This is a genomic window from Synechococcus sp. LA31, from assembly GCF_018502385.1.
Taxonomy (GTDB): Bacteria; Cyanobacteriota; Cyanobacteriia; order PCC-6307; family Cyanobiaceae; genus Vulcanococcus.
Window position 1 is genome coordinate 634121 of record NZ_CP075523.1, and the last position, 16387, is coordinate 650507.

Sequence of the window (16387 nt, forward strand, 5' to 3'; positions counted from 1 at the left end):
GGGATGGCCCTGTCACCACCTGAGGGGCCGTCCCAGCAGTCAGCGCAGCAGCGCGATCTGCCGGCCACCTATCGCAACCCCTGGTCCACCCTGGGCGACAACCTCTGGGCGGTCGTTGCCGATGCCAGGCTGCGCGTTCAGGAGGTTGTCCGGCGCAACGGCCAGGGGAGCCTGTGGCGACCCAGCTGGTGGCCGGCGGATCTGGCACCCCTCTTCTGCCCGTTGCTGCTCGCGCTTGGGCTCACGCTGCTGGTGCTGCTGGGCCTGCAAGGCGCCTCAGCCCTGCGGCGCCAGACTCCCCCTCTGAGCCCGGCGATCGGTTCCGCTGCAATCGAGGCAGGGCCAGCGGAGGCTCCCGAGGCGGACGAGCCGCCGCCCGAGCCCCTCGCCCTCGAGCCGCCGTTGATGCCGGAGGCACCGCCTGCTCCCTCGCTCGATGGGGCAGGTGAGCTTGCTGAGGAACCACCGGAACTGCCTCTGGCTGAGATCCCTGCTGAGCCCGAACCGCCAGACCCGCTCGATGCACTCGTGCAGCGTTCCGATGCTGACGGATTGCTGCTGCAAGCCATGGCTTCGGCTGATCAGCGCACCCTGGTGCTGCAGGTGGCTCCGGCGTTTGCGGCGCTGAGCGTGGCGGCTCAGCAGCGTTACGCCGAGCAGTGGCAGCTGTGGGCGGCGGATCTCGGGTACGACCACCTGGAGCTGCGCGATTCGCGCTCTGGCCTGCTGGCCCGGGATGCGCTGGTGGGTGCCGGCATGATCGTGCTCAACGAGTCATCCAGCCCCTGATCCGATGCAGCTTGGCGCTTTGATCGCGTGCTGGGGAGAACCCCGCGGAGCTCAGGCCGCTGGCCTGGACACGGCTGCCCCAGTGGGTCCCATCTGCACCGATAGCCGCCAGCTGCAGGGCGGAGAGCTGTTTGTTCCCCTGGTGGGGGAGCGCTTCGATGGGCACGGGTTTCTGGGGCAGGCAGCAGCCCTTGGCGTCCAGGCGGCTGTGGTGCAACGCGGCCGCGCCGGAGATGTTCCCTCGGGATTGCTCCACTGGCTCGTGGATGACACCCTCGATGCCTACCAGCAGTTGGCGTTGCTGCATCGACGTCAACTTGTTGCACCGGTGGTGGCGGTGACCGGCTCGGCCGGGAAAACAACCACGCGCGAACTGATTCGCGCCGCCCTGGGGCCGTTGGGGCCGGTGATGGCCAGCAGCGGCAATGAAAACAACGACATCGGCGTGCCCCTCACGCTCCTGAAGGCCGGACCTGAACACCGGGCGGTGGTGGTGGAGATGGGCATGCGCGGCCTGGGCGAGATCGATCGCCTCAGCCGCACCGCTGAGCCGGATGTGGCGGTGATCACCAACATCGGCACGGCCCACATCGGCCGCTTGGGCAGCCGTGAGGCCATTGCCACCGCCAAGTGCGAGATCACCAGCCAGCTCAAGCCCGATGGCCTCTTGGTGATCCCAGCTGGCGACCCCTTGCTGGAGCAGGCGATTCAGGCTGTGTGGAGCGGCCGTGTGCAGCGGGTGGCACTGGCGGGCGACCCGGGCGTTGACCAGGCGGATCTGGTGGGCGAGCTCGATGAAACCAACGACCTGCTCAGCGTGCGCGGTGAATGCATTCGCCTGCCCCTGACGGGCCGGCACAACGCCCGCAACCTGCTGCTGGCCTTGGCCGTGGCCCAGGAACTGGGGGTTGGCCTGCCGGCCTTGGCTGAATTGGATGTGGAGGTTCCCGGCGGCCGCAATCGCCGGCTCCAGCTCGGCGGCCTCAGCGTGTTGGATGAGACCTACAACGCCTCACCGGAAGCCGTGTTGGCGGCCCTGGAGCTGTTGGTGCGTCAGCCAGGGCGCCGCTTTGCCGTGCTCGGTTCAATGCTCGAGCTTGGCGAGCAGAGCGTGGACCTGCATCGTGAGGTGGCGGAGCGGGCTGCGGCCCTTGGCCTCGATGGGTTGGTGGTGGTCGCCGGTGGCGCTGAGGCCCAGGCCATGGCGGCGGCCGCCCAGGGGTTGCCGCGCCTTGCTGTGGTGGCGGAGCCGGCGGAGGCGGCCGAGCCGCTCAAACTATGGCTGACCTGCGGCGATGTGCTGTTGCTCAAGGCCAGCCGTGGGGTGGCCCTGGAGCGGCTGATTCCCTTGTTGCCGGAGCTGCCGCTCAGCTAGGGGCCTGCCAGTTCTCCTTCACCAGTTGCTTGGCGCGGCCCAGGGCCAGGGCGCCGGCGGGCACGTTTTTGGTGAGAGTGGAGCCGGCTCCCACGGTCACGCCTTCGCCCAGCTCGATCGGAGCCACCAACACGCTGTTGGCTCCGGTTTTGCTGCCTGCGCCGATCACGGTGCGGTGTTTGTTCACGCCGTCGTAGTTGGCGGTGATGGTGCCGGCGCCCACATTCACCCCAGAGCCCAGCTCGGCATCGCCGATGTAGCTGAGGTGGTTCACCTTGCAGCCTTCGGCCAGGCTGCTTTTTTTGATCTCCACAAAGTTGCCCACGCGGCAGCCTTCAGCGAGATCAGCGCCCGGGCGCAGCTGGGCGAAGGGCCCGATGGCGCAGTCGCTGGCTACGGCGGCATCGCGCACCACGGAGTAAACGATCTCCACGCGATCGCCGATGCGGCTGTTGTCGATCAGGCTGCCTGGGCCAATGCGGCAGCCTTCGCCGATCACGGCGTCGCCGCGGAAATGGCATTGGGGCTCCACCACTACATCGCGGCCGAAGCGGGTGCCATCGCTGAGGGTGCAGCTGGCGGGATCCACGAAGCTCACCCCTTCAGCCATCCAATGGCGGCGCATACGCTCCTGAATCACCGCCTCGCATTGGGAGAGCTGCAGGCGATCGTTGATGCCGTTGATCTCATCGGCATCGGCCACCTCCAGGTGCATGGCGGGGCTGAGCATCGCCACGGTATCGGTGAGATAGAGCTCGCCTTGGTCGTTGTTGGTGCTGAGCTGCGGCAGCACCTCCGCCAGCTTGCGCCAGTTGAAGCAGTAGATGCCGGCGTTGATCAGGTTGTTGCAGCGCTGGGCCTCGCTGCAGTCGCGGTGCTCCACGATCGCCGACACCTGAGCCGCGTCATCGGCAAACACACGGCCGTAGCCGGTGGGGTCGGCCAGCCGGGCGGTGAGCAGGGTGACTGCCGCACCACTGCTGCGATGCCGTTCCAGCAGGTTGGCGATGGTCTCAGCCCGCAGCAACGGCACATCGCCGTTGAGCACCAACAGATCCCCTTGGAAATCGCTCAGGGGTTCGAGCAATTGCTGCACCGCATGCCCTGTGCCGTTCTGGGGCTGCTGCAGCACAAACTCCAGGCCGTGTTGATGGGCCAGGGATTGCTCCACGCGATCAGCCTGATGGCCCACGATCAGGATCTGCCGCTGTGGCGCCAGACCCTTGCAGCTGGCCAGCACGCGTTCCACCAATGTGGCGCCCGCCAGGGGCTGCAGCACCTTGGGCAGATCGCTCTTCATGCGGGTGCCCTTTCCGGCGGCCAACACGGCAACGGCGAGCATCAGCGGCAGAACAACTGGCCGGGAATCTACTGGTGGTTGCTGGAGCTCAATCCCCAGCGCCGCCGCCAGCCGCCGGTGGCTTCCACGCCACCGGCGGCCATGGCCGCTGCCTGAGCCCGCTGCCGCTCGCGCAGGATCGTGGCCCGGTCGCTGTGGCCACTGGGATCGCGGTATGGCTCGGCCGCATTGGTCACAAGGTGCTCCTCCTCCATCGGGCTCAGGGGCCTCAGCTGGGTGGCTCCCTCCAGGGAGCTGGGGCTGGCGGCGGTGCCGCCGCTCCAGTCGTTGGTTTGTTTGAGCAGGCCTGAAGGGGCGCAGATGCTGGCAATCTCCAGCCCGGCCAGGCGCAGCGATCGCCGGATCGCTGCGGCACTGCAATAGGTGAGCAAACGGCCGCTGGGCAGCAGCAGGGTCGCCAGACCACTCAGAAACTCCACAGTCCACAGCTGGGGGCAGCGGCTCGGGGAGAACGCATCCATCAAGATCAGATCAAAGCGGCCCCGCTGGCTGTTGAGCAGCTGAGGCAGCTGGCTGCGGGCATCTCCCCAGAGCATCTGCGGGCCGCTACTCATCTCCGCGAGTTGAGGCAGGGTCTCGGGTTCCCACTGGCTGCAGAATCCTGGATCGGCTAGGGCCAGAGCGATGGGTTCGGGGTCGAGTTCAAGGCCCCACCAGTTGAGCTTCAGGCCACGGGCGTTGCAGGCTTCGAGCAGGGCGGCGGTGTTGCAGCCCGTGCCCACACACACATCGAGCACCTGCAGTGTGCTGCCTGGGCTCCAGCGATCCAGTTGGGCCGGGATCACGAATTTGGCCCGCGCTTCACTCAGCGCACCGAGCCCACTGTGGAAGCCTTCGCCCACGTCGCGGCTGAACAGGCTGAAGCTGCCATCAGCCGTGTGCCGCGGCTCAAGCCTGGAGCCGCTCAAGGTCGCTCCAGAACTCGGGATACGACACCGCCGCGGCCTCCGGCCTGTGCAGCTGGGTGGCTCCCGTGGCGATCTGTGCCGCCACCGCCAGGCTCATCGCCACGCGGTGATCGGTTTCGCTATCCACCTCAGCGCCATGCAGTTGCACGCCGCCTTGGATGGCCATGCCATCGGCGAATTCTTCGATCTGGGCTCCCATCGCGCCCAGTTGGCGGGCCATCACCGCCAAGCGATCGGTTTCCTTCACCCGCAGTTCCTCGGCGCCGCTCACTCGGCTCACGCCTTCGGCGCAGCAGGCCGCCACTGCCAACACGGGGATTTCATCCACCAGGCGCGGAATCAGATCAGCCCCGATCTCAAAGGCCTTCAGCGGGCCGTGCGTGACCCGCAGATCCCCCACCGGTTCGCCCGCCACATCCCGCTGGTTGAGCACCTCGATGCGGGCTCCCATCTGCTCGAGCACGTCGAGGATGCCGGTGCGGCTGGGGTTGAGGCCCACGTTCTCCACGGTGAGATCAGCACCAGGGGTGATGGCGCCGGCCACCAGCCAGAAGGCAGCTGAGCTGATGTCGCCGGGAACCACTACGGCTTGGCCGCGCAGGCGATGGCCGGGCTTCACGGTCACCTCGGTGTTGCCGTGGCCGCCGACGCTCAGCTCCGCGCCAAAGGCCTGCAGCATGCGCTCGCTGTGGTCACGGCTCTGAACCGGTTCGATCACGGTGGTGGGGCCTTCCGCGGTGAGTGCGGCCAGCAGGATGGCGCTCTTCACCTGGGCTGAGGCCACAGGGGTGCGGATGGTGGCGCCGCGCAGGGTCTGGCCCTGAATCGCCAGTGGTGCCAGGTTGCCGCCGCTGCGGCCAGCGATCGTGGCGCCCATCTCAGCCAGTGGACCGCCCACCCGCTTCATCGGCCTGCGGCGCAGGGAATCGTCGCCGGTGAGCACGAAGTGGCGCCCGGCACGGCCCGCAAGCAACCCCAGCATCAGGCGCATGGTGGTGCCGGAGTTGCCGCAATCGAGCACGCTCTCCGGCTCCTGGAAGCCATCAAGTCCCACGCCTTGCACCGTCACGGTCTGTCCGGCCTCGATCGGTGACACGTCCACACCCATGGCCCGCAGGCAGGCCGCCGTGCTGAGGGGATCTTCAGCGGGAAGCAGACCCTCGATCGTGGTGGTGCCGTCGGCAATGGCGCCGAACAGCAGTGAGCGGTGGGAGATCGATTTATCGCCAGGTACGCGCACCATGCCCCTGAGGCTGCGACCTGCGGTGGTTCCCAGGGCGAGGGCCATGGCTGACGCGTGGAGTGCAGCGAGCGTAGGCATCGGCCTCAGCCGAGCATCAAGCCGCCGTCGCCGCTCAGGGTTTCACGGCAGCTGCGCAGATCAAACAGCAATTCTTCGAGGTTGAACTGCATCAGCTCCCGCTCCATGGCCCGTTGCAGCCGCCGGGCCATGGAGCGCAGCACCTGCTGTTCTGCCTGGTTGCTGTCAGGGGCGTCCGGCTCGACGAGCTGAATGTCAGCTCCCACCGCCGCCAGCACCTCCGCCACCGGGATGGCTGCGGGCTGCCGCTGCAGCCGGTACCCCCCCAAGCGCCCGCGGCGTGCCTCCACCAGGCCGGCACGGCGTAGTTGCAGCAGTAGCTGCTCGAGCATCGGCGCGGGCAAGGCTTGCGCTGCGGCGATGTCATTCACCGAGCGCCATTGCTGCGGGGCCTCAGCCAGCTCCAGCAGTGCCTGGAGAGCCTGCTGTCCGCTGCGGCGCAGCAGGCTCATCCCGCCTTGGCCAGCCGCTCGAGCACCTGTTCCAGCGCGTAGCCGAACAGGGCTGGGTCGGGATCGCTCTGGCCCACGTCCTCCAGCCCCAGCTCGGCCCAGCGGGCATCGAGGCGGGCCTCCAGTGCTGCCGGGCGGCTCAGGGGTTCGCCCCAGGGGTGGTTGCGTTCGGGGCCGAGCTTGGTGGTGGCGTCGATCGCCAGGCGGCCGCCGAGGCCGAGTTGCTCACTGGCGAAATCCAGCGTGTCGAAGGGGGTGTCCTCCACCACGATCAGATCGCGCTGGGGATCCACCAGGGCGCTGATCGCCCAGATCACCTGGCGCGGATCACGGATGTTGATCGCCTTGTCCACCACCACCACGAATTTGGTGTAAGTGAATTGAGGCAGGGCGGTCCAGAAGGCCATGGCGGCCCGCTTGGCCTGGCCGGGGTAGGCCTTGTCGATGGCGATCACGGCCAGCTTGTAGCTCAGGCCTTCCATTGGCAGGAAGAAATCCACGATCTCCGGGATCTGCTGCCGCAGGATCGGGGTGTAGATGCGATTCAGGGCGATGGCGAGCATCGCGTCCTCCTTGGGCGGGCGGCCGCTGAAGGTGGTGAAGTAGATCGGCTCGCGCCGCTGGGTCACGCACTGAATGCGCACCAGCGGTGAAGGCTCCACACCGCCGTAGAAGCCCATGTGGTCGCCGAAGGGACCATCGGCCAGCTCTTCGCCCGGGGTGATCGTGCCCTCGAGCACCACTTCGCTGTGGCTGGGCACCTCCAGGTTGACGGTTTTGCACTTGGCGAGCCGCACCCCTTCACCGGCGTAGAGGCCGGCGAACAGCCATTCGCTCAGCTGCACGGGGATCGGCGTGGCGGCAGCCATCACCAGCAGCGGATGCACGCCGATGGCGATGGCGATTTCGAGTGGTTTGCCCATGGCCGCCGCTTTGCGTAGGTGGCGAGCGCCGCCGCGCACGCTCAGCCAGTGCACGGTCATGGTGTTGATCGACTGCTGCTGCAGCCGGTACACACCCACGTTGGGTGTGCCGGTTTCGGGGTCTTTGGTGATCACCAGGCCCAGGGTGAGGATGCGGCCCCCATCGCCGGGCCAGGGGCGCAGCAGCGGCAGGGCATCGAGGTTCACCGCCTCGCCCTTGAACACCTGCTGGCGGCATGGGGGTGTCAGATCAAGATCTGGTCTGGCCTTCAGCACGTCTAGGAGTACTGAGCCAAAGCGCACGGCTTCCCGCGCTCCCTTCGGCGGGCGGGGCTGTTGCAGCAGGGCCAGGCGCTCACCCAGTGCTTCGAGCTCCTCAGGTCGCTCCATACCCATGCTCCACAGCACCCGCTCTTGGGTGCCCATCAAGTTGATCGCCACCGGCATCGCGCTGCCGATCACGTTTTCAAACAGAAGGGCCGGGCCCCCGCAACTCAACACCCGATCGGCGATGGCTGCTAGTTCCAGGTCGGGATCCACCGGTGCTGTGATCCTGCGGAGCTGTCCCCGTTCCTCCAGCAATTTGAGGAACCCGCGCAGGTCGCGCTGCGAACGCATCAGCCTCAATCCGCTGCCATGAGGTGCTTACTGTGACGCACCCCATCCGCCGCTGTGGCTGTGCAGATCTCTTATTTCCACACCTCTGAGTGTGTGCCGGCTCTACGGCCGGTGGCGGAGGGTGGCCCGGATGCGGCGGTGGTGATTGACGTGCTGCGTGCCACCACCACCATTGCCTGGTCGCTGCAGAACGGTGCCGAGGCGATTCAGGCCTTTGCGGATCTGGCTGAACTGAATGCCACCGCGGCAGCCTGGCCAGCTGAGCGTCGGTTGCGGGCTGGTGAGCGCGGTGGCCAGCGGGTTGAGGGGTATGACCTGGGCAATTCCCCTCTGGCCGTCACGCCAGAGGTCGTGGGTGGCAAACGCATCTTTATGAGCACCACCAACGGCACCCGATCGCTGGAGGCCGTGAAGGCGGTGCCGCTGCTGCTCACTGCCTGCTTACCGAATCGCACCGCCGTGGCACGGCGCTTGATCGAGCGCGACGCGCAGCGGGTGTGGATCGTGGGCAGCGGTTGGGAGGGCGACTACTCCCTGGAAGACACTTTGGCTGCGGGTGCGGTGGTATCGGCCGCTCTGGAGCTCGCAGTTTCGCCTCACGTGGGGGTGCGCTGCGCCAACGATGAAGCCCTGGCGGCTCTGGCCTTGTGGCAGCAGTGGCATCACGACACGGAAACTTGCCTGCGGGCTGCCAGTCATGGCCAGCGCCTGATCAGCATCGGTAATCACGACGCCGATTTCGCCTGCTGCGCCGCTGTGGACAACCTCACAATCGTTCCCACCCAAACCAGCCCTGGGGTGCTTCAGGCGGCCTGAGGCCCCTTGCCATCACCCTTACAGTGCCCGGGTCGGTAAAACGCAAGCGGTGACAAGCTTTCTGGCAGCAGCGATTCAGCTCACCAGCACCGCTGATCCCGACGCGAACTTCGCGGCGGCTGAAGAGCAGATCGACCTCGCCGCTCGTCGCGGTGCAGAGCTGGTTGGTCTGCCTGAAAACTTTGCCTTCATGGGCGATGACGACCACCGTCTGGAGATCGCCCCCCTACTCGCGGATCGGGCCCAGCAGTTCCTGATCACGATGGCCAGGCGCTATCAGGTCACACTGCTGGGCGGTGGGTATCCGGTGCCGGCCGGCGAGCGGCTCACGAGCAACCGTGCCGAGCTGGTTGGCAAAGATGGCCAGATCCTGGCCCGCTACGACAAGATCCACCTCTTCGATGTGGATTTGCCGGACGGCAACACCTATCGCGAGTCGGCCACCGTGCAGCCCGGTCATCAGTTGCCTCCGGTGGTTGAGGTGCCTGGCCTTTGCCGGGTGGGCCTTTCCATTTGTTACGACGTGCGCTTCCCAGAGCTCTATCGGTATCTGGCGGGTGCCGGTGCCGATGTGCTGTTCATTCCGGCGGCGTTCACTGCCTTCACCGGTAAGGACCACTGGCAAGTTCTTCTACAGGCCAGGGCTATCGAAAACACCGCCTATGTGCTGGCCCCGGCCCAAACAGGCAATCACGGCGGTCGTCGTCAGACCCACGGTCACGCCCTGGTGATTGATCCCTGGGGCACGGTGCTCGCTGATGCCGGCAGCGGCCCTGGCCAGGCTGTGGCTCCAGTGGACGTGCAGCATCGCCAGCGGATCCAGGCTCAGATGCCCAGCCTCCAGCACCGGCGCCCGGCCCTGTTCTGAGCCGTGAGCCCACGATCTCCATCCCGTTTGCGTGCCTGGTTGCCCAGCTTGCTGCTGGCTGCTGCACTCCCTGTGTCTGCACTCCTGACAGCGTTGCCGGCCTGGGCTGGTAGCGCTCTGGCGGCTTGGAGGATCAGTCGATCCGGAGATCTAGAGCTGCGAACCCCCCCCGGCACCAGCGTCGAAGCTTTCTTTGAAGAGGGCAGCAATGTGTTGGGTCCGCGGCTGTGGGTGGATCTCCCTGGCGCGCCATCGCGCAGTCGCACCATCCGCGGCAATGGCGCCATCCGCGAGGTGCGTGTGGGCAGGCCCACCGACAACACCACCCGCTTGGTGTTGGAGTTCAGGCCCGGCACCCGGTTGGATCCCAGTCAGCTGCGTTTGGTGGGCACGGGCCCTGATCGCTGGCAGATGGAGCTAGGCGGTGCGGTGAGCGGGCTGAGGCCTTTCGGCGAGGGTGATATCGATGCCCCCTCGGTGTCTGCGGTTCCCAGCTGGCGTGCCAATCCCCCCGCTGGTGGTTTCGTTCCGGCAGGCCCGATGCCCTCCGTGGAGGGATTGCCCAGCGTGCCGCGTGGTCGCTACAAGGTGGTGATTGATCCCGGTCACGGGGGCCCCGATCCCGGCGCTGTCGGCATCAATGGCCTGCGCGAAACCGATGTGGTGCTCGATGTGAGCCTGCAGGTTGCTCAGTTGCTCCAGGCCAAGGGCGTGCAGGTGCTGCTCACCCGTACTTCTGAGGTGGATGTTGACCTCCCCCCGCGGGTCGCTCTGGCCAACAACAGCCGCGCCAATCTGTTCCTCAGCATCCACGCCAATGCTTTGAGCATGTCGCGGCCGGATGTGAACGGCATCGAAACCTTCTACTTCCAAGACGGCGCTTCACGCAGATTCGCGGAAGCAGTGCAGATGCAGATGGTGCGGGTTTCGCCGGGTAGCCCGGATCGTGGTGCTCGCCCTGGGCGGTTTTTTGTGATCCGCCGCAGCGCGATGCCCGCTGCTCTCGCCGAGATGGGGTTCGTCACGGGCCGGCTTGATGCACCGCGCCTGGCGGATCCCTCGTTCCGGCGACGGATGGCGGTGGCCATCGCCACCGGCGTGCTGAATTACCTGGTTGCCAACCCGTGAGCAGCGCGCCCATCGGCATCTTTGATTCCGGCGTGGGGGGATTAAGCGTCTGGCGTCAGGTGGTGCATCACCTGCCTGGTGAATCGGTGATTTACCTGGCAGATCAGGCCCATGTGCCCTACGGCCAGCGTTCCGCTGCCGAGATCCAGGCCTATTGCGCTGAGATTGCCAGGCATCTGTTGGCCCTGGGCTGCAAGGCCATCGTGGTGGCCTGCAACACCGCCTCCGCTGTCGCGCTTGAGCCGCTGCGCCTGGCTTTGCCGCAGCTTCCGATCCTGGGGTTGGAACCTGCGGTGAAACCAGCCGTTGCTCTTACCCGTACCGGTGTTGTGGGGGTGATGGCTACACCGGCCACCTTTCAAGGGGAGCTGTATCGCGCCACGGTGGGACGCTGGGCCGGTGATGTGCGGGTCGTGGAACAGGTGTGTATTGGCCTGGCGGATCTGGTGGAAGTGGGTGAGCTGGAAGGAGAGCGCTGTGATGCCTTGTTGCGGAGCTTCCTGGATCCGATGTTGGCCGCCGGCGCCGACACGATCGTGCTGGGCTGCACCCACTATCCGTTCGTGATTGAAGCGATTCGCCGCCTGGTCGGTCCGGCCTTGGCCGTGTTGGATCCGGCCCCTGCTGTCGCCCGCCACCTGGGGGAGGTGCTGGATGGAGCTGGGCTCCTCAGCACGGCTTCCGGCAGCCCTCAGCACCGCTTTTTCACCAGCGGCGAATCAGGCAGCTTCGATCGTGCACTGGCTCGCCTGGTGGGCGCCAGAGCAGCCAGTGAGTGCGTGGCCTGGCAACACGGTCATCTGCAGCGCCTCTGACCCAGCGCCTGACCGACTGCGCCTCCTAGGATCAGCGCACCGCAGGGGGTCATGGCCACGGTTGCAGAGCTGCTCCAGCCCGTCGAGGCCGACCTCGAGGCTCTGCTGAGCGATCTGCGCAGCCTGATCGGAGCAGGGCATCCGATTCTTCAGGCCGCAGCGGAGCATTTATTCAGCGCCGGCGGTAAGCGTCTGCGCCCAGGCATCGTGCTGTTGGTGTCGAGGGCGCTGGGCACCGGTGGTGAGCTGGGTTCCCGGCATCGGCGCCTGGCCGAGATCACCGAGATGATCCACACCGCCTCGCTCGTGCACGACGACGTGGTGGATGAGGCCAGCACCCGCCGCGGGGTGGACACCGTGCACAGCCGCTTCAACCACCGCGTGGCTGTTCTGGCCGGCGATTTCCTCTTCGCTCAGGCCAGCTGGCACCTAGCCAATCTCGACGACCTCGAGGTAGTGAAGCTGCTATCACGCGTGATCATGGATCTCGCCGATGGCGAGGTGAAGCAGGGCCTGTTCCGCTATGACACGGGCCAAAGCTTCGAGACTTATCTCGAGAAGAGCTACTGCAAAACTGCATCGCTGATTGCCAATAGTGCCCGCGCTGCTGGTGTGCTGAGTGGGTTGCCCGAGCAACAGCTCGATGATCTCTATCGGTTTGGCCGCCAGTTGGGTTTGGCTTTCCAGGTGGTCGACGACATCCTTGATTTCACCGGTAGTGACCAGCAGCTTGGTAAGCCTGCCGCTAGCGATTTGGCCAGTGGTTATCTCACGGCACCGGCGTTGTACGCGCTCGAGGAGCACCCTGCCTTGGCCGGGTTGATTGAGCGCGAGTTCAACGAGGATGGGGATCTGGCTCAGGCCCTTGACCTTGTGCGTAGCAGCCAGGCCATTCCCCGTTCCCGTGCTTTGGCAGAAGGCTTTGCCAATGAAGCCCGCGAGGCCATCAGCTGGCTGCCTGCTTCAGAGAGCCGGAGCGCCCTTCTAGCCCTGCCGGAATTTGTGCTCAGCAGGCTCTACTGATCGCCCAGAGGTTTCCCTTAGTACAACTGCTCGATCACGTCGCAGAGGGTGGTGAGATATTGCTCGACGCCGGGATAGATCGTGCGCCGCTGCTCAGCATTTAGATGGGCTGGCGGCAACACATGCACATGGCACCCTGCAGAGCTGGCGGCCTGCACCCCCGCTGGTGAATCTTCAAACGCCCAGCATTGGTTGGGCTCGACACTCAGCCGCTTAGCAGCCAACAAAAACACATCGGGTGCTGGTTTGCCGCGGTTGAGCTGCGGGTCGTCTCCATGCACCCGCACGGCGATCAGCTCGAGCCAGGGATGGGGCGAAGCCTTGAGGGCCACCGCTGCTTTCGAGCTACTGGTGGCCAAGGCCATCGGCACCCCGAGCTCGGCGCAGTGATGCACCAGCTCCGGCGCTCCCGGCATCGGTGCTGCCTGCACCAGCAGCGCTTCGGCAATGGGCTGGCGAACTGCCAGCAGCTGCTCGCGATTGGGTGTGTGTTCCGCCCCGGAGAGGTTGATCCACTGCAGCACCTGATCGGCGCAGTCGTGCCGGCGGCGGCCCCGCAGGGCCAGAAGTTCTTCATCCTGAAGGGGCCTGCCGAAATGGCTGGCGGCCTGCTGCCAGGCTTCCGCGTGCAGCGGTTCGGTGTCGAGCAGAAGCCCGTCGAGATCGAATAGGCAGGCGGCGGGGCGGACCATGCTCCCCATCCTGATGCAGTGCTGGATCGACCGCTGTCATTACAGCGGTTGGGGTGGTGGGCTTTTCCTCGCTTGAATGGGGTCGCCTGCTCTTGTCCGCATGTCTGAGGCCCAGATCGAATCAGTGCTCCAGGAGCAGCGGGTGTTTGAGCCGCCGGCTGAGCTGGCAGCCGGGGCCCAGATCGGCTCATTGCAGGCCTACCGAGATCTGGCTGAGCAGGCGGCAGCTGATCCGGATGCCTTCTGGGGCGCCGCCGCCCGCCGTGAGCTTCATTGGTTTGAGCCTTTTCACACGGTGCTCGATTGGAGCAATCCGCCCTTTGCCCGCTGGTTTGAAGGTGGCACCACCAACCTCAGCACCAACTGCCTTGATCGCCATCTCACTGGCCCCCGTGCTGACAAGACGGCCCTGATTTGGGAAGGCGAACCCGGCGATACCCGCACCTTCACCTATCGCCAGCTGCATGCCGAGGTGTGCAAGGCGGCCAACGCGCTCAAAGCGCTGGGCATCAGCAAGGGCGACCTCGTGGCGCTCTACATGCCGATGGTGCCTGAGGCGGCGATCGCCATGTTGGCCTGTGCCCGCATCGGTGCTCCCCACTCTGTTGTGTTCGGCGGCTTCTCGGCTGATGCGTTGCGTGATCGTTTGATCGATGGCAAGGCCAAGGCGGTGATCACCGCCGATGGTGGCTTCCGTAAAGACAAGCCGGTGCCCTTGAAGCCGGCCGTGGATGAGGCCCTGGGCATCAATGGCGGGGCGCCGAGCGTGGAGCACGTGCTGGTGGTGAAGCGCATCGACTCCAACTGCGCCATGCAGTCTGGGCGGGACCACTGGTGGCATGAGCTTGTGGAAAGGCAGAGCGCTGACTGCCCGGCTGAGCCGATGGCCAGCGAAGACCGGCTTTTTGTGCTCTACACCTCAGGCTCCACAGGTAAGCCCAAGGGGGTGGTGCACACCACTGCCGGTTACAACCTCTGGGCCCATCTCACCTTCCAGTGGATCTTTGATATCCAGGAGAACGACATCCACTGGTGCACCGCCGATGTGGGCTGGATCACTGGTCACAGCTACATCGTCTATGGGCCTTTGTCGAACGGTGCCACCACCGTGATGTACGAGGGTGCACCGCGCCCGAGCAAACCCGGTGCCTTTTGGGAGGTGATCCAGAAGCACCGCTGCACCATCTTCTACACGGCACCCACTGCGATCCGCGCGTTCATGAAGAGCGGCCGCGAGGTGCCGGATCAGTACGACATGAGTTCGCTGCGGATCCTTGGCACCGTGGGTGAGCCGATCAACCCCGAGGCTTGGATCTGGTACCGCGATGTGATCGGCGGCAACCGTTGCCCCATCGTGGATACCTGGTGGCAGACCGAAACCGGTGGCGTGATGATCAGCCCCCTGCCCGGCGCCACGCCCACCAAGCCTGGTTCTGCCACGTTGCCGCTCCCCGGCATTCAGGCCGACATCGTCGACCATGACGGCAACTCCCAGCCCGCCGATCAAGGGGGCTACCTCGCCATCCGCCGGCCCTGGCCAGGAATGATGCGCACGGTTCATGGCGATCCGGATCGCTTCCGTAAGAGCTACTGGGAGGAGATTCGCCCCGCTGATGGCTCCTGGCTTTATTTCGCCGGTGACGGGGCGCGCCGCGATGCCGATGGCTACTTCTGGGTGATGGGCCGCGTCGACGACGTGATCAATGTGAGCGGCCACCGCCTCGGCACGATGGAAATCGAGAGCGCCCTGGTGAGTCATCCGGCTGTGGCTGAGGCCGCAGTGGTGGGCCGGCCGGATGATCTGAAGGGGGAAGGCATCGTCGCCTTTGTGACCCTGGAGGCCGGCCGCAGTGGCGATGATTCCCTGATTGCGGAGTTACGCGGCCACGTGGGCAAGGAGATCGGACCGATCGCGCGCCCGGACGTGATCAAATTCAGCGATGCTCTTCCCAAAACCCGCAGCGGCAAAATCATGCGCCGCATCCTTCGTTCCCTGGCGTCGGGCCAGGAGGTGAGTGGCGATACCTCCACCCTGGAAGATCGTTCGGTGTTGGATGCGCTGCGTGTGTGATCAGGCCGGTTGCCGGGCGGCCTGGCTCCACCACCGGCAGATCGTCTCTGCCAGAGCATCGATCTGCCGCTGACGGCTCGGGTCATCCGCCCAGCTGCCCAGCAGGTTCTGGCGCAGGCCTGCACTGGCGGGGGTGAGGTGATCACCCGGCAGCTCGAGCAGCTGGGTGTGATCGCTTGGCCGCTCTTGCAGCACCGCCTGAAGGCGCCGGCTCTGATCGATCCCGTCGCGGTTGAAGCGCACCAGCAGGTTGCGGGGTTGCCGGTAATTGGCTCCCGCCAGCCGCAGGGTTTCGCTGGGGGAGGGGCTGAATTCACTCTGGATCCCCAGACGCGGGCCGAGCTCCGCCAGCAGCGGCACGCTGCGCTCAGCGGAGAAGTTGTTGAAGCTCAGCGCGGCAAGACCGCTGCAGCCCCTGCCGTTATCGGGGGCTAGTAAATGCAGTTTGCAGCCGAGACTGTGGCCCAAGCGCAAAGCGGCTAAGGATTCCGGGCGTGCCGTGCGAAAGAGCCGCCAGGCTTCATTGGCCTGGGCCTGGTGATCGAACCCGGGCACGTAACTCCAGGCTTGGATCTCCAGTCCCTGGCGTGCAAGGGCTTCCAGGAGTCGGCGATAGCTGAGCTGGGGGGTGGCCGCTAGGTAACTGCCGCCAATGAACTGAATCACGCCCTTGGCCGCTTGCCCTCGCGGCTCCAGCATCCAGAGGCTTCCCCGCTGGCGCCAGCTCATGCGCTCTGCAGGAGCTTGAGCGCCTCGATCGCTTCGCGGCGATGGGCAGGCCCATCGAGCAGGTTGTTGAACACGTGGCGAATCACCCCCTCACTGTCGATCACGTAGGTGACGCGACCCGGCAGCAGACCGAGCACGCTCGGCACACCAAAGGCTTTGCGTAGCTGATTGGCTCTGTCTACAAGCAGCGGATAGGGGAGGTTGTGGCGTTCGGCGAAGCGCTGATGGCTGGCGGCGTCATCGCCGCTCACCCCCCACACCTCGGCGCCCATCGCCTGCAGATCGGCGTAGCTGTCGCGAAAGGCACAGGCCTCCATCGTGCAGCCGGGGGTGTCGTCCTTGGGATAGAAAAACAACACCAGTGACTTGCCGCCGAGTTGATCGCTGCGGCGCTCAGTGCCGTTCTGATCCGCCAGGGCGATCAGTGGTGCGCGATCGCCGGTGCTCAGGGCTGCTGGCAAGGGACAAAGAGAGGCTGGATCAACCCTAAGCAGTGCCT

16 protein-coding genes are annotated in these 16387 nt (G+C 65.8%); 8 read left to right on the forward strand and 8 right to left on the reverse strand.

Annotation, left to right across the window (positions count from 1 at the left end; all coding sequences use genetic code 11):
- The first annotated feature begins 3 nt into the window (after positions 1–3).
- Both KJJ24_RS03390 and murF read left to right on the forward strand, forming a co-directional pair.
- Entirely contained in the window at positions 4–789 is a 786-nt protein-coding gene (locus tag KJJ24_RS03390) for a hypothetical protein (protein WP_214341083.1), read from the forward strand.
- 4 nt (positions 790–793) lie between these two features.
- Positions 794–2164, forward strand: coding sequence for a UDP-N-acetylmuramoyl-tripeptide--D-alanyl-D-alanine ligase (gene murF, locus KJJ24_RS03395; RefSeq protein ID WP_214341096.1), 1371 nt, complete (start codon positions 794–796; stop codon positions 2162–2164).
- Here the strand turns inward: murF and glmU are convergent.
- From glmU to KJJ24_RS03420, 5 genes are read right to left on the reverse strand one after another with little or no spacing between them, the layout of a single operon-like run.
- Positions 2157–3506, reverse strand: coding sequence for a bifunctional UDP-N-acetylglucosamine diphosphorylase/glucosamine-1-phosphate N-acetyltransferase GlmU (glmU, locus tag KJJ24_RS03400; protein ID WP_214341099.1), 1350 nt, complete (start codon positions 3504–3506; stop codon positions 2157–2159). The two genes, murF and glmU, sit on opposite strands and share 8 nt — an antisense overlap.
- 26 nt (positions 3507–3532) lie before the next feature.
- A complete protein-coding gene (locus KJJ24_RS03405) occupies positions 3533–4432 on the reverse strand; it encodes a tRNA (5-methylaminomethyl-2-thiouridine)(34)-methyltransferase MnmD (RefSeq protein ID WP_214341102.1) in 900 nt (299 codons plus the stop codon).
- Positions 4413–5720, reverse strand: a complete 1308-nt coding sequence (aroA, locus tag KJJ24_RS03410; RefSeq protein ID WP_214341105.1) for a 3-phosphoshikimate 1-carboxyvinyltransferase — start codon at positions 5718–5720, stop codon at positions 4413–4415. The genes KJJ24_RS03405 and aroA overlap by 20 nt, the downstream gene beginning before the upstream one ends.
- 38 nt (positions 5721–5758) lie before the next feature.
- Positions 5759–6205 (reverse strand): Rrf2 family transcriptional regulator, encoded by a 447-nt coding sequence (locus KJJ24_RS03415; protein ID WP_214341108.1) that lies wholly within the window; start codon positions 6203–6205, stop codon positions 5759–5761.
- On the reverse strand, positions 6202–7746 hold the full coding sequence (locus tag KJJ24_RS03420) for a UbiD family decarboxylase (RefSeq protein WP_214341111.1): 1545 nt from the start codon (positions 7744–7746) through the stop codon (positions 6202–6204). The genes KJJ24_RS03415 and KJJ24_RS03420 overlap by 4 nt, the downstream gene beginning before the upstream one ends.
- Before the next feature lie 60 nt (positions 7747–7806).
- On the opposite strand from KJJ24_RS03420, the gene KJJ24_RS03425 reads away from it, so the two are divergent.
- From KJJ24_RS03425 to sds, 5 genes are all read left to right on the forward strand, one after another.
- The gene (locus tag KJJ24_RS03425) at positions 7807–8562 is read left to right on the forward strand and encodes a 2-phosphosulfolactate phosphatase family protein (protein WP_214343234.1); all 756 of its coding nucleotides are present in this window, start codon (positions 7807–7809) and stop codon (positions 8560–8562) included.
- Between the two features lie 49 nt (positions 8563–8611).
- A complete protein-coding gene (locus KJJ24_RS03430) occupies positions 8612–9430 on the forward strand; it encodes a carbon-nitrogen hydrolase family protein (RefSeq protein ID WP_214341114.1) in 819 nt (272 codons plus the stop codon).
- Between the two features lie 72 nt (positions 9431–9502).
- The gene (locus KJJ24_RS03435) at positions 9503–10558 is read left to right on the forward strand and encodes an N-acetylmuramoyl-L-alanine amidase (RefSeq protein WP_250544891.1); all 1056 of its coding nucleotides are present in this window, start codon (positions 9503–9505) and stop codon (positions 10556–10558) included.
- A complete protein-coding gene (gene murI, locus KJJ24_RS03440) occupies positions 10555–11373 on the forward strand; it encodes a glutamate racemase (protein ID WP_214341116.1) in 819 nt (272 codons plus the stop codon). Before KJJ24_RS03435 ends, murI begins: the two co-directional genes overlap by 4 nt.
- Positions 11374–11424: 51 nt before the next feature.
- A complete protein-coding gene (gene sds / locus KJJ24_RS03445) occupies positions 11425–12396 on the forward strand; it encodes a solanesyl diphosphate synthase (protein WP_214341118.1) in 972 nt (323 codons plus the stop codon).
- A 17-nt stretch (positions 12397–12413) separates the two neighbouring features.
- Here sds and KJJ24_RS03450 read toward each other — a convergent pair whose 3' ends face one another.
- Positions 12414–13088 carry an HAD family phosphatase gene (locus KJJ24_RS03450; protein WP_214341120.1) on the reverse strand — a complete coding sequence of 225 codons (675 nt, stop codon included), beginning with the start codon at positions 13086–13088 and terminating at the stop codon, positions 12414–12416.
- A gap of 100 nt (positions 13089–13188) precedes the next feature.
- Here KJJ24_RS03450 and acs point away from each other — a divergent pair, with 100 nt between their 5' ends.
- Complete coding sequence (gene acs / locus KJJ24_RS03455) at positions 13189–15159, forward strand: acetate--CoA ligase (RefSeq protein ID WP_214341122.1); 1971 nt, start codon at positions 13189–13191, stop codon at positions 15157–15159.
- Here the strand turns inward: acs and KJJ24_RS03460 are convergent, their stop codons facing one another.
- Together KJJ24_RS03460 and KJJ24_RS03465 are read right to left on the reverse strand one after the other, a co-directional pair.
- Entirely contained in the window at positions 15160–15888 is a 729-nt protein-coding gene (locus tag KJJ24_RS03460; RefSeq protein WP_214341124.1) for a DUF1350 family protein, read from the reverse strand.
- Positions 15885–16349, reverse strand: coding sequence for a peroxiredoxin (locus KJJ24_RS03465; protein WP_214341126.1), 465 nt, complete (start codon positions 16347–16349; stop codon positions 15885–15887). The genes KJJ24_RS03460 and KJJ24_RS03465 overlap by 4 nt, the downstream gene beginning before the upstream one ends.
- Positions 16350–16387: the final 38 nt, after the last annotated feature.